Genomic DNA, 17,520 nt, shown 5'->3' on the forward strand with positions numbered 1-17,520 from the left:
AACTTTAGGCGCTCGAAAATTAGCGGAGAGGGCGGGATTCGAACCCGCGGTACCCGTAAAGGCACACACGCTTTCCAGGCGTGCCCGTTCGACCGCTCCGGCACCTCTCCTGTTACTTCCTACTGCCCTCGGGGCTTTCGGAACCGCACAAAATTTGTAAAATAAAGTTATAAAACAAAATTTTTTTTAGGCCTAAATTAACAAGGCCCTTTTTTTAGCTTCTGTTTTGCTTTATTTCCCTCATTTTCAGCAGCCGCCTAATTTCCTCTTATCCTTGACCTTTTGGGCCAATATTTGTTTTCTAGACGCCTCTTTTTCAAAAAGGGGTGTGCGCACTCCCTTTTTTTTCTAATAAATTTGACCTTAAGTGAATTTGGAGCAGGTCCTAAAGGGCCAAAGGCCCAACGGCTGAGGGATGGAAAAGGGGGCGGCGAAGCCGCAGACCAAGCAAAAATGCGCAGCATTTTTTGCGAAGGGCCGAGCGAACAGCGAGCCCTGACACAGCCCGACCCGAGCGTAGCGAGGGGCAGCCCCAAATTAAAAACGACCTGCTCCAAATATCCCCTTAAAGGGTTCCTCTTAGCTCTTGCTCGCGCTCAATGGCTTCAAACAAGGCCTTGAAGTTTCCTTTGCCAAAAGATTGAGCCCCACAACGCTGAATGATTTCATAAAAAACGGTGGGACGATCCTGTACCGGCTTAGTGAAAATCTGCAACAAATACCCATCTTCATCGCGGTCGATTAAAATATTGAGTTTCTTCAACTCTTCCAAATCTTCCTCAATTTCGCCTACGCGATCCAAAACCGTATCATAGTAGTTATCGGGCACATAAAGGAAGTCTACCCCATTGGCTCTCAACTGACTAACAGTCTCGATGATATTTTCTGTGGCTACGGCAATATGCTGCACGCCGCCCCCCTGATAAAAATCAATGTACTCCTCAATCTGCGACTTTTTGCGACCTTCTGCGGGCTCATTAATCGGAAATTTCACATAGCCATTGCCATTAGAAACTACCTTGCTCATCAAGGCGGTGTACTCTGTAGAAATATCATTGTCATCAAAGGTGATGAGCAGGTTGAATCCCATCACTTTCTGATAGTATTCTACCCATTTATTCATCTCGCCCCAACCTACATTGCCCACGCAATGGTCAACATATTTTAGGCCGACAGACTGCACTTTCATAGGACTTTCCTTAGCAATATAACCCGGCATAAATGCCCCCTTATAGTTTTTGCGCTCTACAAAGGTATGAATGGTTTCGCCATAGGTATAAATCCCCGCTAACTTCACTTCCCCATGCTCATCGGTCAAGGTTTTTGGCGCAAAAGCCGATTTGGCCCCTCTTTCTACCGCTACTTGATAAGCATTTTCTGCATCATCTACCCAAAGCGCCAAGGTTTTTACCCCATCGCCATGCTTTTTCACATGCTCCGCTACAGGATGATCGGGCACTAGGGCCGAAGTCAAAAGCAAACGAATTTTACCCTGCTCCAATACATAGGTGCAAAGCTCTTTATCGCCAGTTTCTAACCCTCTATAAGCCACCAACTTGTAGCCAAAGGCCGTCTGATAATAGTGGGCCGATTGCTTGGCATTTCCCACATAAAACTCCACATGATCGGTCCCCAATAGGGGCATTGCATCTTGGTTCATGTTACTGTTTTTTTAACGTATTTAGATGATCTTGCTGTTCTGCGCCTAAACTTAAGCAATTTTTAGCTCTTTTTATTGCTTTTTGGGGCTGCCCCTTCCGCCGGGTTGAAACCCAGCGCAAAGCGGCATCGCTTTGCGAGCTTATACAAAATGAGGGTTAAAACCCTCATGAATTATCGGTCGGGTCGGGCTGTGTCGCAGCTCGCTGTTCGCTCGGCCCTTCGGCGCTTGCAGCGCCTCGGTCTGGCCTTCGGCCACTGCTGTCCATCCCTCAGCCAGATTTAATTGCGCTGCTTTGGCCATCCTTTGCTATGATTTTTTGGCTAGGCCAGCTATTTTTTAAGGGCATAACCTTCGATATGGCCGAGAAAAATAGGGCCGACTAGCGGGAAATTGCTGCAAACTATAAAAGTGAGTGCGTTTAAATCTGGCTATTGCCTGCGGCCCTCCGGGCCTGTAGGACCTAAAAATCTTGCCTCCGCTCTAGCATATTCCAACGCAAGCCTAAGCGGCCCCAAACTGCCTGCGGGCTTTCTGTTAGGCCAGTTATCTTTTCTTGGCGGAAAGATAGCCCCAGATCTACATATAAATTATGATAGAGCTGATAGCTGCCCAATAAATCCAAATACAATAAATGAGTGGCCAGCCCCTGCCCTATTCGGTTGCCATATTCCTGCTCTCTCGTAATATAAGAGAGGTGGATGTTGCTGCCCCAGTTACTCCCGCTGCTATCCTGTCCATAAAAGGCATAAGTGCATTGGGCCCTAAGCTGTAGCTTGGGCATCGGCTGATAGCGAATAATGGCCAAAAACTCTCTAAAGTTGGCCCCTAAGGGATGGGCCAAGGGCTGATTATAATGGGTATAACTAGCTGAACTATCTCTAAAGGTATAGGTATAGGGACGGACCGTATTGAACTCCAATTGCAGATCTAAATGATTGATATTGGCCACATTTCGGTATTTGAGGCCCAATTGTAGACCCTGCTTGTTGGCCCACCAGCCCCCATTGGCCGCAGAAGGCGAACGGAACACCTCCGAAAAGGCAAACTCATCAATCACAACTTGCCCATAAAAGGCAAAACGCCGCAGAAAATCCCAACGGAAGTTGAGCCCCAGCATGGCATTATCTGGGCTGCCCAAACCCTGCTCTACCGCCCGATAGAAAATAATTGGATTAAGATATTGCAACTCAAAACCTTGCTCTCGACCAAAAACGATGGCCTCAAATAAGCCAATTTGTAGGGTTTTACTCAGCTTGAGGTCCAGATAATGCGCCGCCAAATACTTTTTGGGATAGAGCCCATTGGCCACTGGTGCATGATCCTGCGTCAATTCCGCAAAGATATTGCGATAGTGGAAGCGCCAAATCCGAGTATCTAGTTGTAAGTAAAAGTAGTTGTTCGAGAAATCAGACAATAATAAGGAGCGGTGCCCATCGCCAATGAAATGGCGCCCATGGCCCAAACGGGCAGAGATATAAGGCATAAGCTGAAAGCCAATATGTCCCTGGGCCAATAGATAGTCTACTCCATCTTCTGGCGCATCCGTCAACTGGCTATCATATACCTTATAAAAGCCCGCCCCGGGCACTGCCCCAAATTCGCTAATCCGGTTTTGGATATGAGCGGGATAAGCCGCCTGGTTTTCGGTTAGGGTCGTCGAGAAGAACAGCCGCTTGGCAATATCTCCCTCCAAATGCAGGCCTCTGCGGTTGAGGAAGAGCAGGTTTTGGGTTCCATCTTCTAGGCGCTCGCCTCCAGCTTGCAAATGCAATAAGGGATTGACCGAAAAATAGAAGTCGCCCGCTTGCAAGGCATATAGATTGGCCTTCTGCTGATAGAAATGCGACCAAAACCCCTGGGGCGCAGGGGCCAAGCTATCCCAAAGGGCATTATCAGCCAGAAGATAGCTAGAATCTGCACTTTGGGCGACCAACTTACGCAGATCGCTGCGCAAAAAGGGCCGCAGACTCGTATGTGCGCCCTCTACTGCTGGTTGAAGCGTCTGCTCTCGGTCCAAATAATCATCTGAAGGGCCTTGCAATGGGCTATATTGGCTAGTCTGCGCCCAAAGATTAGCCGAAAGCAAAAGGGGAAAGAGATAAATCAGCTGTTTCATGAAAACGAATTAGAGCGTAAAGATGGCCCGCAGGCTAAACATATAGGGATTGAAATAAGTATCCTTGCGGATGTTCATCGGAGCCCGCTGCCAACGAGCATTGATGCCCCAGTTTTTGGTGATATAAAAGGTCAGATCGGCCATTAGCATGACATAATCCTTGCGGAACTTATCAATTACGGCAGGATCATCTTGCCCATTGATTTCTACCGTGGCATTGAGGATGCGATTATAGGAAAGTCCCGCCCCAAAGTGCATGCGGTGGTAGCTGTCCTTCCCATCTGTAGAGACCTCCCAATCTTTGAGAAAGATGAGGACTGGCACCTCTATATTATTAAGATGTAGGTAGAAGTTGCGGGGCGCCCCCTGAAGAGAAGGCGACTGGCTGCCTTGCTGAGAAAAAAGAATCTCTACGCCTAGGTCCCAAATAGGCGCCAAACGGGCCGTTCCCCTAGCCCCAATGTTTAGGCCGGGCTTGGTATAGCCTGCAGCCTCATCCCCATCTATTTGGGCCATATTGATCCCCGCTATAATACTAGCCGAAAAGCGATTCTGATAATCTGAAGATTGCGCCTGAAGCTGTAGCGCTCCAATCCATAAGGCAAGAAAGCATAAGATATTAAGTCGCATAATACATTTTATTTAATGTGAAGGGCTCAAAATACTGCGCTTTTAGGGGATTGGAAAGGCGGGGGCTGTTTTTTATTGATGGTTTTGCCTTCTCTGCGCCTAGGGACAAGCCCCTAGGCTAGCTTTTCAGACAGCCCTCTAAAGAGGGCCTTTGGATAAGGACCTTCTCTGCAATAACTACTTAGTACGGTAATGTACATCAACCTTTGAGGCCCTTTAAGGCGGACTCCATTTGATTAGCCTAGGGGCTTGTCCCTAGGCCATTATTGGCCTTTTATAATAACTGTAGGTTAAAACCTACAGCCAGATGGTATTGCTGCGCAATGATGTATGAATGAGGGTTAAAACCCTCATAAAATTAAACAGCCCAAATTTTATTCAGATACACAAAATCCTGACAGTCTCTTACCCGACTTTACAAATGCTATTTCACAAATCCCGAATAGCTTTCCCTTTGAATTGTTTGGGGTTTGGCTCCGAAATCACGCTATTATATATACCTGTGGGTTGAAACCCACAGCAACAAAAGAGGCCATACTAAACGCAATAAAATGGGCTGAAGGTTAAAACCTTCAGCCCATAGCTAGAAAAGGATTGATTAACTAAGTGAGAAAGATAAAAGGCCAAAAGATTTCAATCCATGCGGGTTTCAACCCGCATTCCATAAAAAATATTGCGGAGCAATACCTTGCTTGCTGTAGGTTTCAACCTACAGTAAACGGCCTAGCGATGTGGAGGGGTGGCCGAAGGCCAGACCAAGGCGGCGCAGCCGCCGCAGGGCCGAGCGACCCGACCAACGGGAGCCGACGCAGCGAAGCAAGTAATAGCGAGCCCCGCAACGTAGCGCCGCAAGGCGAAGCCGCAGCGGAGGCCCCAAAATATCTCAATAAACACAAAAAAAAAGCTGAATAACTGTAAAGTTATTCAGCTTTTGGTCGGGATGACTGGACTTGAACCAGCGACCACTCGCCCCCCAGACGAGTACTCTACCAACTGAGCTACATCCCGATTCGCTAGTAGCGTTGTTGTTTGTGGTCACAAATATAGGGCGATATTTTTAAGATCCAAACTTCTAGCGATTATTTTTCCTAATTCCCTCCAAATACATCACGGAGACGGTCTAAAAAGCCCTTTCTACCGCCTTTTTCTTTAGCATTGGGGATGAAATTTTTGCTGTCGCGCATTTTTTCTAAGGCGCGGCGTTCTTCTGAAGAGATATTTTGAGGCACCCAAACTTTGACGTGAATGAGTTGGTCGCCTTGGCCATAGCCTCTTAGAGAAGGGAGGCCCTTACCTCTTAGGCGGAACACCTTGCCGCCTTCGGTTCCGGCGGGTAGGGTAACTTTCACCTTACCGGTTAGGGTGGGCACTTCGACAGCGGTACCTAGTACTAGGTCGGCAAAATTGACATCTAGTTCATAGTGAATATTGTTGCCATCGCGGGCAAAGAGCTCATGTTCCTTTTCTTGGATATTGATGAGTAGATCGCCTGCGGGGCCACCGTTCATGCCAGAATTCCCTTTGCCGCTCATAGAAAGTTGCATTCCTTCTGATACGCCAGCGGGGATTTCGAGTTCTAGGGTTTCTTCGCCATAGGTACGGCCTTCGCCTTTACAGCTTGTACATTTGCTGGTAATGCTTTTTCCAGAGCCGTTACATTGGGGGCAAGCGACCGTGGTTTGCATTTGGCCCAAGAAGGTATTTTGCACCTTGCGGACATATCCGCTACCATTACAGCCGCTACAAGTCTTGATTGAGCTGCTATCTTTGGCCCCAGAGCCGCCACAGCTTTGGCAATTTACATATTTCTTGACCTTAATCTTCTTTTTGGCTCCCTTAGCAATTTCTTCTAGGGTCAGGCCAACGCGAATACGGAGATTAGAGCCTTTTTGGCCACCGGCTGCTCTGCGGCCGCGGCCGCCTTGCTGTTGGCCAAAGAAGTCGAAACCTCCTCCGCCGCCACCACCAAAGATGTCGCTAAATTGAGAGAAAATATCCTCCATAGAGAAGCCCCCTGCACCACCTGGTCCAGCTCCTTGATTAACGCCAGCATGACCGTAGCGGTCGTAAGCTGCACGTTTTTGGTCATCATTGAGCACCTCATAGGCTTCTGCTGCTTCCTTAAATTTTTCTTCTGCCTCGGGGTTATCGGGATTGCGGTCAGGGTGGTATTTCATAGCCACCTTGCGGTAGGCTTTTTTGAGTTGCGCCTTATCCACATTCCGATCTACGCCCAACACTTCATAATAATCTCTTTTCTGCGCCATGACTCTTTATCTTCTTTTTTATTGGCCCACTACAACCTTGGCGTAGCGGATGATTTTTTCATTCAAAATGTATCCTTTTTCCACCGTATCAATCACTTTGCCCTTGAGCTCTTCTGTGGGAGCGGGCACTTTAGTGAGGGCTTCGTGGAAATCGGGATCAAAGGCTTGGCCAGTAGATTCCATTTCTTCCAATCCTTTTTGGGCCAAGGCTTTTTTCATTTTTTCATAGATGAGCATAATGCCATCGTCTAGGTCTTGGCCTGCTTTTACGGCCCGATCAAAATCGTCGAGTACAGGCAAGAGCGACTTGATGGTATCGGCTGCGGCAGTTTGGATGAGCTGCAATTTTTCTCTGGCGTTGCGTTTTCTGAAGTTGTCGAATTCGGCATAAATACGCAGGTATTTATCCTTCATTTCGGCTAATTCTTGGGCCAGTTTTTCTTTTTCATCTTTGGGGGCTGCGGTTTCCTTTACAGTCTCCTCTTGAGTTTGTGCATCTGCTTGCAACTGTTCTTCTTGCTGCTGTTGCTCCTCCTGAGGATCTAGTTGTTCCTCCTGCTTCTTTTCTTCCATGATAGTATATAATATATAGTAAGACGGTTTTTAAACGATTTCACTTTGGCCCTTTTCAAGTTTTTTGCCAGCCGCAAGATAAAGACATCTTGTCAGTTTTTTCTTGCTTTTTGGCAGTTTGTCAGTTTAGTCTGACAGGCTAAGGCGGGGCGATTATTTTTTTATTGATTTTTTGGGGCGTTACTCCTTACAGTCGTCGAACTGCGGCTTGTAGCCTTGTTGTCGTTCCGCAGCTCGCTATTACTTGCTTCGCTGCGTCGGCTCCCGTTGGTCGGGTCGCTCGGCCCTTCGCCAGCTAAGCTGGCTCGGTCTGGCCTGCGGGCCACTGCTGCACATCGCTAGGCCATGAAGGAGCGAAGCGACGCGGCTGAGGGATGGAGAGGGTGGCCCACAGGGCCAGACCGAGCAAAAATGCGCAGCATTTTTTGCGAAGGGCCGAGCGAGCAGCGAGCCCGGAACAGCCCGACCCGCCCGATAATTCATGAGGGTTTTAACCCTCATTTTGTAGAGCTTCGCAAAGCGATACCGCTTTGCGCTGGCGTTCAAGCTGGCGGAAGGGGCAGCCCCAAATCATTATTAAAAAGGCAAAAAAAAACCTCCAAGCCAAAAGCTTGAAGGTTGAAGTGGTTTCGGGCGGACTCGAACCGCCGACACACGGATTTTCAGTCCGATGCTCTACCAGCTGAGCTACGAAACCCGCTGTTTTGTTTTGCGTGGCACAAATATAAGGCAGTTTTTTAAAATTCCAAAGCTTTGCTAAAAAAAAGTGATTTTTTATTCTGTGTGGTTCTTCGGACTTAAAGTTTTTTAAAAATTTAAGAATAGCGGGCCCTTTTATTAAATTTGCCCGATTGCTTTTTTGCCCAAAAATGTTTGGTCTCATCCTTAGAATTTAAAATCTATGTATTTAAAAAGATGGAGTGTATTGGCCCTGCTCCTTTGTTTTGGCCTTTTGACGAATAGCTGCGATAATGAAGTAGATGTGGTTGGGGACTGGAAAGAGGTGCCTGTTGTTTATGGGGTGATTAACCCGCTACCTCTTTTTGAGCCGATGGAGCCGCATTATATTCGCATTGAGAAGGCCTTTTTGGATCCTCGCACCGATGCTTTTCAGATTGCGCAACGGCCAGACTCCCTATATTATGGTCCTTTTGATTTGGAGGTCATTCTTTTTCAGCAAAGCTTACAGGGTTCGCAGGTTATTAGTACTGCTTTAGATACTTTAGAGCGTGTTAGTGCGGTAGATGAAGGATTTGGAGACCGGGAAGAGGGCATTTTTGCGGCTAGTCCCAACTATATATATAAGAGTGATGCGGTTGTACCTGTGGGGGCATACTTGATGTTAAAAGTAAAAAATTTGAGTTCGGGAAAAGAGTATGACATCTATACAAAAGCTATTCAAGCTGGTGATCTCGACCTTACGGGTCAGACTTTTCGCAACTTTAGAGTTAACACGCCATCTACCTCTTTAGGGGTAAAGTGGGTCAATTATGATCAAGGTTCTCAGGATTGGATTTTCAGAGACATCAATTTTAATTGGGCAACACCAACTGATGCTGCTGTTTACGATTTATCTTTAGATATCCACTATTATGAATTTGAGGTAGATGAAAGTCAAACTGGAGAGCCTGAGATAGCGGGTACTCGTGTACTCAAAACATTAACTTGGACCCCCTTCCGCTCTATTATGGCTTCTGGTTCTTCTGAGCCCAAGGGGCTTTGCAGTGCTTGTCCAGCCACCTATGAGCGTTTTGTAGAAGGTGATGGAAGTGTAGCGCAAGAGATTAATGGCGAAAACTTCTTCCGTTATTTGGCCAGTAATCTATCTAGCACAACAGACAATAACATTCGTCGTTGTTTTAGCCACTTTGATGTTCAGGTAGATGCTGCGGGGGTTGATTTGGCTAACTATCTAAAAGCCAATGCGGCGAATCAGACTTTAGTGGGTGGACTATTTCCCGCAGAGCCCTATACTAATGTACCTGATGGTTATGGTATTTTTACTACAAAGATGTTTACCAATAAAAAAGGCTATGATTTAGATGATGAGGTTTTGGAGTATCTTAAATTTGGGGAGATTACTCGTGATCTAGGATTTAGAGATTACAGTTGTAACTAAAAATATAAAGGCCCTCTTGTTAGGGCCTTTTTTTATGTCCTCAAACAACTCGATTCACTAAGCCTTCAGCTAGCTTCTTTAACTGACAATAAAAACAGAGAAAACTGTAAAAATGGCAGCTTGTCAGGCTGAAAATGACATCTAAACAGCCGATTTGGCAAAAAAAAGGGCAAAAAAGAAAAAAAATTGTGTTGGTACAAGCCTTGATCTTAGGGCAGTGTCGCTCAATGAGGCGAACAATAATTGACTATCAAACTAACAAATTCAATATCTACAAGTTATGGGTAAGATTATAGGAATCGACTTAGGAACTACCAACTCCTGCGTATCTGTAATGGAAGGAAACGAACCTGTAGTGATTACCAACGAAGAGGGTAAGCGCACTACGCCTTCTGTTATTGGTTTTTTGGATAATGGCGAACGCAAAATCGGAGATCCCGCTAAGCGTCAAGCTATTACCAACCCACACAAAACAATCATGTCTATCAAACGCTTTATGGGCTTGCGTTATAGCGAGGCTGGCGATGATGTGAACCAGGTCCCCTACGAAATTTTGAAAGGGGCCAATGATACTATTCGCGTAAAAATTGACGATCGTGAATATAGCCCACAAGAAATTTCGGCCATGACGCTGCAAAAAATGAAGCGCATTGCAGAAGAGTATTTGGGCCAAGAAGTGACTGAAGCTGTAGTTACTGTACCTGCTTACTTTAACGACTCTCAGCGTCAAGCCACTAAAGAAGCTGGCGAAATTGCCGGCCTTAAAGTTCGTCGTATCATCAACGAACCTACTGCTGCAGCACTTGCTTACGGTATGGACAAAGCTGATGAAGATGTAACTATCGCTGTTTATGACCTTGGTGGAGGAACTTTTGACGTTTCTATCCTTGAATTGGGCGGTGGTGTTTTCGAAGTAAAATCAACTAATGGTGATACTCACCTTGGTGGTGACGACTTTGACCGCGTGATTATGGACTGGCTCATTAGCGAGTTTAAAGATCAAGAAGGTATTGACCTTAGCAAAAATGCAGAGGCCATCCAACGTCTAAAAGAAGCTTCAGAAAAAGCTAAAATTGAGCTTTCTGGTGGTTCTTCTACAGACATTAACCTTCCTTATATCTCTTTCAATGAAAGTGGCGCTAAGCACTTGGTTCGCCAATTGAGCCGCTCTAAATTTGAGCAACTCATTAGCAACTTGGTACAGCGTACCCTTACTCCTTGCCAAAAAGCATTGGATGATGCGGGTCTTTCTATCAGCGATATTGATGAGATTATCCTAGTGGGTGGTTCTACTCGTATTCCTGCTATTCAGGAAGCTGTAGAAAAATTCTTTAACAAGAAACCCAATAAGAGTGTAAACCCTGATGAAGTAGTTGCCGTAGGTGCTGCTATCCAAGGTGGTGTATTGACTGGTGAAGTGAAAGATGTTCTTCTCCTAGACGTTACTCCCCTTTCTTTGGGTATCGAAACTTATGGCGGCGTATTCACTCGCCTAGTAGAAGCCAACACGACTATTCCTAAACGTGCCTCTCAGGTATTCTCTACGGCTCAAGACAATCAGCCTTCTGTAGAGATCCACGTTTTGCAAGGAGAGCGCCCTATGGCTAATCAAAACCGCACAATCGGTCGCTTCCAACTAGAGGGTATCCCCGCTATGCGCAAAGGCGAACCTCAAATTGAAGTAGTTTTTGACATTGACTCTAACGGTATCCTTAGCGTTTCTGCTAAAGAAAAAACTACCGGAAAAGAACAGAAGATCCGTATCGAGGCTTCTACTGGTCTTTCTCAAGAAGAAATTGATAAAATGAAGCAAGAAGCTGAGGCAAATGCCGAAGCTGACCGCCAAGCTCGCGAAAAAGTAGATAAGCTTAATGAGGCTGACTCTATCATCTACCAAACTGAACGTCAGATGACGGAGTATGGCGATAAATTGCCCGAAAACCTCAAAGGCGATATCGAAAAAGCAGTAACCGAACTAAAAGCTGCTCACCAAGCACAAGATCTAGATGCTATCAACAAAGGTATCGAGGCTGTAAATAACGCTTGGGCTGCTGCTAGCCAGCAAATGGGTGGACAACCTGGCGCTGGAGGCCCCGAAGCTGGTCCCCAAGGTCCCGCTAACGAAGGCCAAACCGGTGGCGATGATGTAACCGACGTAGAATTTGAAGAAGTAGATAACAACAAATAATCTTCTTCTCAAAAGACGCTAATACTGGCGAGTCAACAATTGTTGACTCGCCTTTTTTTATCTCTAACAAGAACGGCCCAAGCAAGCCTAAAAAATTAGCGCAATGCTGTTTTTAAATCAGTTCTTCCCCGCATTTCTATTCTTTATTATCTTTGAGCCAAAATCTAACTTATGGCGACATCCCCCCGGCTCCGCTACTTTCTGCTTATACCTATGCTGCTTTATTTTCTTTTCCTTTTTTGGTTCCATTGGATTCAACCCAAAACAGCTAGCAAAGCTGAACAAATTGCAGCCAATAATGAGGCTATTGCCGCCTACGTAGATCGCTTCCACCCCCTCGCCATTGCCGAAATGCAAAGAATGGGCGTGCCCGCTAGCATTACCCTCGCCCAAGGAATCCTAGAATCTCGTTACGGTAAAAGTGAACTGGCCCAACAAGCCAATAACCACTTTGGAATGAAATGCGGCGGCAACTGGGAGGGCGATAGCTACTCCAAATTTACCGGAGAATGGAATAATGAAGCCCAATCTTACCGACAATTGGCCTGCTTCCGCGTCTTCGAATCCGCCGAAGCCTCTTTCCGTGCCCATTCCGATTTCCTCCGCTACCGCAAATACTACCAAAAACTCTTTCTCCTCCCCTCTGGCGATTATAAAGCCTGGGCCAAAGGCCTACAAGCCGCTGGCTATGCCACCGACCCCAAATATCCCGATAAACTCATTTCTCTGATCGAACGATTTAAACTCGACCAATACGATCAACTCCTGCTCCGCCCAGAATCCCCCTGGGTCGTAGCTCCAGATACCCTTTCTTTCGACTAATCTCTCCTCTCTATGCGCCTGCTCTATATCTTTGCCCTTAGCCTACTCCTCGCTTGCCAAAATGAAGCCCCCAAAGCCGAACTCCTCATTTTTAATGGCCCCATCTATACCCTAGATAATAGCCAAGCTCAGGTCGAAGCCCTAGCCGTAGCCAATGGAAAAATTATCGCCCTCGGAAATTGGACAGATATCCAAAAATACCAAAGCCCAAATACCGAACTGCTTGACCTCAATGGAAAAACCCTGATTCCCGCCTTTATTGAAAGCCATGCCCATATTCTGGGCCTCGGACAATTTAAACGAGAACTGGACCTTAGCCAAGTCAAAAGCTATGAGGAACTCATCAAAATAGTCCAAGAACAAGCCCAACATACTCCCAAAGGAGAATGGATCATCGGCCGTGCCTGGCACCAAAGTAAATGGGACTCCCTCCCCTTTTCTATCAAAGGCTACCAAACGCATGATGCCCTCAGCCAAGCTGTCCCCGATCATCCCGTTTTGCTGATGCACGCTAGCGCCCACGCCCTAATGGCTAACGAAAAAGCTATGCAGTTAGCTGGCCTCAGCCCCGAAACCCAAATGAATGAAGAAGGCGAAATTATCCGCTTTCCCAATGGCCGCCCCACAGGCATTTTTACCGAAAATGCCATGTCTATTATTAAAGAGGCCCTTCCCCCAGCCGACGAAAATAGCCGCTACCAAGACCTACAAGCCGGTATCCAAGAAGCCCTCAGCTATGGCATCGGCAGCCTACAAGATGCAGGCTCCGATTCTGCCGCTATCGCACTTTACCGAAAAGCCCTGGCCCAAAATGAACTCCCCCTCCGCCTTTGGGTCATGCTGGCCTATAATAATTATGCCGCCGATGTCCAAGGCCAAGAAGACCCTTTCCTGGAAAAATGGCTGCAAAAAGGCCCCGAAAAAGGCGACTTTCTCAGCATCGGAGGCATTAAACTCTATGCCGACGGCGCCCTAGGCTCTAGAGGCGCCTGGATGCTCGAAGAGTATAGCGACCGCGCCGGCCATTTTGGCCACCCTACCCTCCCCCTAAAAACAATTGAAGAAATTGCCGAAAAAGCCCTGCTGGCCGACTTCCAACTCTGTACCCACGCTATCGGCGATCGCGCCAACCAAGAACTACTCAATATCTATGAACGAGTCCTAAAAACACATCCCCAAGCCGCCAAAGACCACCGCTTCCGAATTGAACACGCCCAACATATTGCCCCCCAAGATATTCCCCGATTTGCCAAACTAGACGTTATTGCCTCCATCCAAGGCATCCACTTTTCTTCCGACCGCCCCTGGGCCCAAAGCCGCCTCGGCCGCCTGCGCATCGCTATGGGCGCCTACCGCTGGAAACAATTGCTGGCCTCTGGCGCTAAACTAATTAACGGCACCGATGCCCCCGTGGAATCTATCAATCCCATCGCCTGCTTTTATAGCCTCGTCAGCCGCCAAGCCAATGATGGCCAAATCTATGAAGCCGACCAAAAACTTAGCCGCCTACAAGCCCTAAAAGCCTATACCCTAGATGCCGCCTATGGCGCCTTTCAAGAAAAAGAAAAAGGCAGCCTAGAACTCGGAAAGTTTGCCGATTTTGCCATCCTCTCCCAAGATATTATGCAGGTCCCCCTCCAAGATATTCCACAAACTAAGGTCCTCCAAACTATTGTAAATGGCAAAACAGTCTATTTGAGGAAGTAGTATTTGGGGCCTCCGCTGCGGCTTCGCCTTGCGGCGCTACGTTCCGCAGCTCGCTATTCGCTCGGCCCTGCGCCGCCAAAGGCAGCTGGGTCTGGCCTGACGGCCACTGCTGCACATCGCTAGGCCGCTCATCCATTTTTTTCTATTAACTTTTTTCTTCGGCAGTTTGGCTTTCGTTTTTTATTCCCCATAATTTTCATAGGAACCCAAGGGCCTTGGCTATAGAATCATCGTCATCCCCTCCTTCGAGGGGATTTTTTTTTGAACCTGTGGGTTGAAACCCACAGCAACAAAAGAGGCCATACTAAACGCAATAAAAATGAGCCGATGGTTGAAACCATCGGCCCATATCATTTATAGCAAACAAGGGCTTTAGCTCGCCAGTTTGCACAGCCCTACAACCATGGGCTTCAGCCCATGGCCCTAAACAACTTCTTGCTGTTGAAGAACAAGCCGCTAAGCAATGATTGGCTAAATCGCCCCCAATTGTTAGGGAGTTGTTAAAAATAAAAATAATGTAACAAAATCAAAAAGGGCAAAAGTTATGTTCCAGACATAACTGGCTATGTCTGGGAGCTAACTAGCTAGGTAAAAAATATAACCGGCTGATACTGTTCAGAATTTTGTGTATCCGAATAAAATTTTGGCCTTTAAATTTTATGAGGGTTTTAACCCTCATTCATACATCATTGCGCAGCAATACCACATATGGCTGTAGGTTTTAACCTACAGTTATTATAAAAGGCTAATCATCGCCTAGGGCCAAGGGCGCACACAAAATTTTAAATAGTCCCACCTACAAATAAAAAAGCCCATCCATCCCAAGGGATTCCGTAAGGAATCCCGTAGAGGGGTGGGTGGGCGGGTTATATTGCGAATGAGGAGCGCAGCGACGAATACCGCTTTTTGGCCTCCTCAAGAGCAGGAAATTAGGCTAATTTTTGGACGGCAGTACTTTCATCCCCATAGTTTTGGCCAGGAGCTACGGTGAGTAGATTAACGCCAGGTTTTTTGCCAGGGGCAAAGCTACCCAACTCCTCTTCAAAGCCCAGGGCTTCGGCACCATTTAGCGTGGCCCATTGCAAGAGCGTCTCAAAAGGGACATAAGATTGGTAGCGGCGGATAGTCTTGATTTCGTCTAGGATAGAAAGGGCCCAATTAGAGGTGAGGCTATCGGTACCTAGGCAAACTTTGGCGCCTTTTTTCAAAAACGCTTGATAATTGGGGAGGCGATTTTCGATATAGAGATTGGCATTGGGGCAACTGGCCCAATAGACTGCCTTGCCCCAGCTCTTGGCGAAAGCAATATCTTGTTCAGAAGTGAGGGTGTTATGAACAAAGAGCGTTTTTTGTTCTGGGTCCATTTGCGAGAGGGCGTAATGGATGGCTGTTCTTCCGCTGGGTTGGAACTGGTCCAAAGAGAAGCCAAATTGGCCATAAAAATCGACAAAGCCGCCTGTTCCCTTGAGGAAGAGTTCTTGTTCTGGAGGCGTCTCTTGGTTATGAATGCTTACCGTATGGGCTTCTCCTTGATTGGCGGCATTGATGCGTTCGAACAATTGGGGAGAAACGGAATAAGGTGCGTGTGGCACCATGACTTTTCTGCTGCCTTCCGCTAGGGGAAGTGCGTCATAGACGGCCTTGTATTTTTCAAATTCGGTTTCGGCATTGGCGGCTTGTAGGAAGTCGAAACATTCTACAAAGCTATAATAGCGCAGGCGGCCTTTGGCCTTTTGGGCAAAGGTATCGGGAACATTAGTAATATCGCCTACGGCCACAATACCATTAGCGATCATTTGGTCCTCGGCCCAAGCGATAGCATCGGCAATAATTTCTTCGGGGGCATTGCGTCTAGAAACCACCTGTTTAATAAAGTCGATTAGGCCAGTGCCTGTTTCCACTTTTCCGAGCATATGAGAAAGCTCTAGGTGGCAGTGTGCATTGATAAAGCCGGGGACCAAAATCCCCTTATGGATTTCGATTTCTTCTTGGGGGTAATCTGTACGTTGGCCTATTTCTAGGATGCGGCCCTCTTCATCAAGGACCAAAACGCCCTCTTTGATGGGGGCATCGCTAATGGGATAGATATAATCGGCGCTTATTTTTCTCATGGTATATGTCTTTAATTTAGGGGCCAAAAATAGAAAAAACTGTTGATTTATCTTTAGAAATCTCTGAGACAGGCGGCGAAGCCGCCGCATAGGAGCGCAGCGACTGGCTGAGGGATGCGCAGCAGTGGCGCAGAGCGCCAGACCCAGCCGCCTAAGGCGGCGCAGGGCCGAGCGAACAGCGAGCTGCGAGACAGCCCGACCCGCCCACAGGGCGGGGCAGCCCCAAAATAGCGGCATAAAAAAAGCCTCCTAGAGGAAGCTTTTAGTTGGTGGTTAGACCAGCGTTAATTTTTCGGGTCCACAGCCTAATTCGTCGGCTAAGTAGCCGCCCTTTTCGCAGAGGGGGAGTAATTCCTCTTCAAGGAAGGGTTGGACCTTTGGCAGGATCGATTTGGGGTAGAGCAGGTGTAGATTGGGGCCTGCGTCTAGGGTAAAATAGAGGGGGAGTTTTGTTTGTTGGCGCCAGTCGCGAATCTTTTCGATCAGGGCGAGGCTATTCGGTTGCATCAGTAGGTAAGAAGGGCGAGAAGTCATCATGAGGGCGTGTAGCATCAGGGCTTCTTCCTCGGCAATTTGGCCGAAGGTTTCCCAATCGCCAGATTGGAGGGCGGGTAAAAGTTTGCCTAGATTTTCCTCGGCTAGTTGGTAGCGAAGGGGGGCGAAGGGGTTGCCTTCCATGAGTTTGTGACCAGCGGTACTAGAGACAGATTTCTCGGCACGGCTCACAAGTAGGATAGTATCTTGGACCGTCTTAAAATCATCGTGTAGGAAGTTGGCACAGGGGCTTGCCCAGAGGTTAGCGCTATCTTTTAGCTGGCTAGATTCGCCCCAAGAGGCAGCCATAGGGTAGAGGGATCGGCAGGCGGAGCCAGAGCCTAGGCGGGCAAAATAGCTAGCCTTCTGCCAAAACTCGGCTTGATCGGATTGGGGACCAAGGTTTAGTTCGGCGGCCATATCGCAGAGGCAGAGGGCTAAGGCGCTCATGCTAGAAGCGGAGGAGGCAATGCCGGCAGAATGGGGAAAAGAGTTCTTAGAATCTAGTTCGAGGCTATATTCATCGAGAAAAGGGAGCTCATCGAGGATACTTTCTAGGAAACCCTGGATACGTTGGGCAAAAGCTGGTTTTTCTTGACCTTCAAACAAAAAGCGCAATTGGATACCGCCTTTTGTTTTGGGGCTATAGCGGAGGCTGGTTTGGCTATAGGCTTCAGAAAGTGTAAAGCTGAGGGAAGCGTTTTTGGGAAGTTGGCGACCATACTTCCCCCAATACTTAATGATGGCGATATTGGAGGGGCTTTTCCAGCAAATTTGATTCATGATAGAA

General features: G+C 47.4%; 11 protein-coding genes and 3 tRNA genes. 4 read left to right on the forward strand and 10 right to left on the reverse strand.

All coding sequences use genetic code 11. The features are described 5' to 3' along the window. Positions 1 to 23 precede the first annotated feature (23 nt). From PPO43_RS04245 to PPO43_RS04280, 8 genes are all read right to left on the reverse strand, one after another. Positions 24 to 110: transfer RNA gene (locus tag PPO43_RS04245), tRNA-Ser, on the reverse strand. Between the two features lie 455 nt (positions 111 to 565). Then, positions 566 to 1,660 (reverse strand): 4-hydroxyphenylpyruvate dioxygenase, encoded by a 1,095-nt coding sequence (hppD, locus tag PPO43_RS04250; protein ID WP_272620567.1) that lies wholly within the window; start codon positions 1,658 to 1,660, stop codon positions 566 to 568. A 463-nt stretch (positions 1,661 to 2,123) separates the two neighbouring features. After that, on the reverse strand, positions 2,124 to 3,779 hold the full coding sequence (locus tag PPO43_RS04255) for a hypothetical protein (RefSeq protein ID WP_272620568.1): 1,656 nt from the start codon (positions 3,777 to 3,779) through the stop codon (positions 2,124 to 2,126). A 9-nt stretch (positions 3,780 to 3,788) separates the two neighbouring features. Continuing rightward, the gene (locus PPO43_RS04260) at positions 3,789 to 4,409 is read right to left on the reverse strand and encodes an outer membrane beta-barrel protein (RefSeq protein WP_272620569.1); all 621 of its coding nucleotides are present in this window, start codon (positions 4,407 to 4,409) and stop codon (positions 3,789 to 3,791) included. Positions 4,410 to 5,341: 932 nt separating this feature from the next. Further along, a tRNA-Pro gene (locus tag PPO43_RS04265) sits at positions 5,342 to 5,417 on the reverse strand. An 80-nt stretch (positions 5,418 to 5,497) separates the two neighbouring features. Further along, positions 5,498 to 6,676 (reverse strand): molecular chaperone DnaJ, encoded by a 1,179-nt coding sequence (gene dnaJ / locus PPO43_RS04270; protein ID WP_272620570.1) that lies wholly within the window; start codon positions 6,674 to 6,676, stop codon positions 5,498 to 5,500. 18 nt (positions 6,677 to 6,694) lie between these two features. After that, positions 6,695 to 7,249: a nucleotide exchange factor GrpE gene (locus tag PPO43_RS04275; protein WP_272620571.1), complete on the reverse strand. Its 555-nt coding sequence runs from the start codon at positions 7,247 to 7,249 to the stop codon at positions 6,695 to 6,697. 624 nt (positions 7,250 to 7,873) lie between these two features. Continuing rightward, positions 7,874 to 7,946: transfer RNA gene (locus PPO43_RS04280), tRNA-Phe, on the reverse strand. Positions 7,947 to 8,150: 204 nt separating this feature from the next. On the opposite strand from PPO43_RS04280, the gene PPO43_RS04285 reads away from it, so the two are divergent. The 4 genes from PPO43_RS04285 (at position 8,151) to PPO43_RS04300 (ending at position 14,085) form a co-directional block, all read left to right on the forward strand. Then, complete coding sequence (locus PPO43_RS04285) at positions 8,151 to 9,368, forward strand: hypothetical protein (protein ID WP_272620572.1); 1,218 nt, start codon at positions 8,151 to 8,153, stop codon at positions 9,366 to 9,368. A 280-nt stretch (positions 9,369 to 9,648) separates the two neighbouring features. Then, positions 9,649 to 11,556: a molecular chaperone DnaK gene (dnaK, locus tag PPO43_RS04290; protein ID WP_272620573.1), complete on the forward strand. Its 1,908-nt coding sequence runs from the start codon at positions 9,649 to 9,651 to the stop codon at positions 11,554 to 11,556. Positions 11,557 to 11,727: 171 nt separating this feature from the next. Then, the gene (locus tag PPO43_RS04295; protein ID WP_272620574.1) at positions 11,728 to 12,378 is read left to right on the forward strand and encodes a glycoside hydrolase family 73 protein; all 651 of its coding nucleotides are present in this window, start codon (positions 11,728 to 11,730) and stop codon (positions 12,376 to 12,378) included. A 12-nt stretch (positions 12,379 to 12,390) separates the two neighbouring features. Next, positions 12,391 to 14,085, forward strand: coding sequence for an amidohydrolase (locus PPO43_RS04300; protein ID WP_272620575.1), 1,695 nt, complete (start codon positions 12,391 to 12,393; stop codon positions 14,083 to 14,085). Between the two features lie 929 nt (positions 14,086 to 15,014). Here PPO43_RS04300 and PPO43_RS04305 read toward each other — a convergent pair. Further along, positions 15,015 to 16,196 (reverse strand): amidohydrolase family protein, encoded by a 1,182-nt coding sequence (locus PPO43_RS04305; RefSeq protein WP_272620577.1) that lies wholly within the window; start codon positions 16,194 to 16,196, stop codon positions 15,015 to 15,017. A gap of 273 nt (positions 16,197 to 16,469) precedes the next feature. Beyond that, positions 16,470 to 17,513 (reverse strand): diphosphomevalonate/mevalonate 3,5-bisphosphate decarboxylase family protein, encoded by a 1,044-nt coding sequence (locus PPO43_RS04310; RefSeq protein WP_272620578.1) that lies wholly within the window; start codon positions 17,511 to 17,513, stop codon positions 16,470 to 16,472. Positions 17,514 to 17,520: the final 7 nt, after the last annotated feature.

The sequence above is a fragment of the Saprospira sp. CCB-QB6 genome, from assembly GCF_028464065.1.
Classification (GTDB): Bacteria; Bacteroidota; Bacteroidia; order Chitinophagales; family Saprospiraceae; genus Saprospira.

Bases quoted from the DNA above. Each gene is read 5' to 3' on its own strand.
- hppD (WP_272620567.1), bottom strand. From the start codon at position 1,660: ATGAACCAAGATGCAATGCCCCTATTGGGGACCGATCATGTGGAGTTT.
- PPO43_RS04285 (WP_272620572.1), top strand. From the start codon at position 8,151: ATGTATTTAAAAAGATGGAGTGTATTGGCCCTGCTCCTTTGTTTTGGC.
- PPO43_RS04260 (WP_272620569.1), bottom strand. From the start codon at position 4,409: ATGCGACTTAATATCTTATGCTTTCTTGCCTTATGGATTGGAGCGCTA.
- PPO43_RS04310 (WP_272620578.1), bottom strand. From the start codon at position 17,513: ATGAATCAAATTTGCTGGAAAAGCCCCTCCAATATCGCCATCATTAAG.
- dnaK (WP_272620573.1), top strand. From the start codon at position 9,649: ATGGGTAAGATTATAGGAATCGACTTAGGAACTACCAACTCCTGCGTA.
- PPO43_RS04295 (WP_272620574.1), top strand. From the start codon at position 11,728: ATGGCGACATCCCCCCGGCTCCGCTACTTTCTGCTTATACCTATGCTG.
- PPO43_RS04255 (WP_272620568.1), bottom strand. From the start codon at position 3,779: ATGAAACAGCTGATTTATCTCTTTCCCCTTTTGCTTTCGGCTAATCTT.
- PPO43_RS04300 (WP_272620575.1), top strand. From the start codon at position 12,391: ATGCGCCTGCTCTATATCTTTGCCCTTAGCCTACTCCTCGCTTGCCAA.
- PPO43_RS04275 (WP_272620571.1), bottom strand. From the start codon at position 7,249: ATGGAAGAAAAGAAGCAGGAGGAACAACTAGATCCTCAGGAGGAGCAA.
- PPO43_RS04305 (WP_272620577.1), bottom strand. From the start codon at position 16,196: ATGAGAAAAATAAGCGCCGATTATATCTATCCCATTAGCGATGCCCCC.
- dnaJ (WP_272620570.1), bottom strand. From the start codon at position 6,676: ATGGCGCAGAAAAGAGATTATTATGAAGTGTTGGGCGTAGATCGGAAT.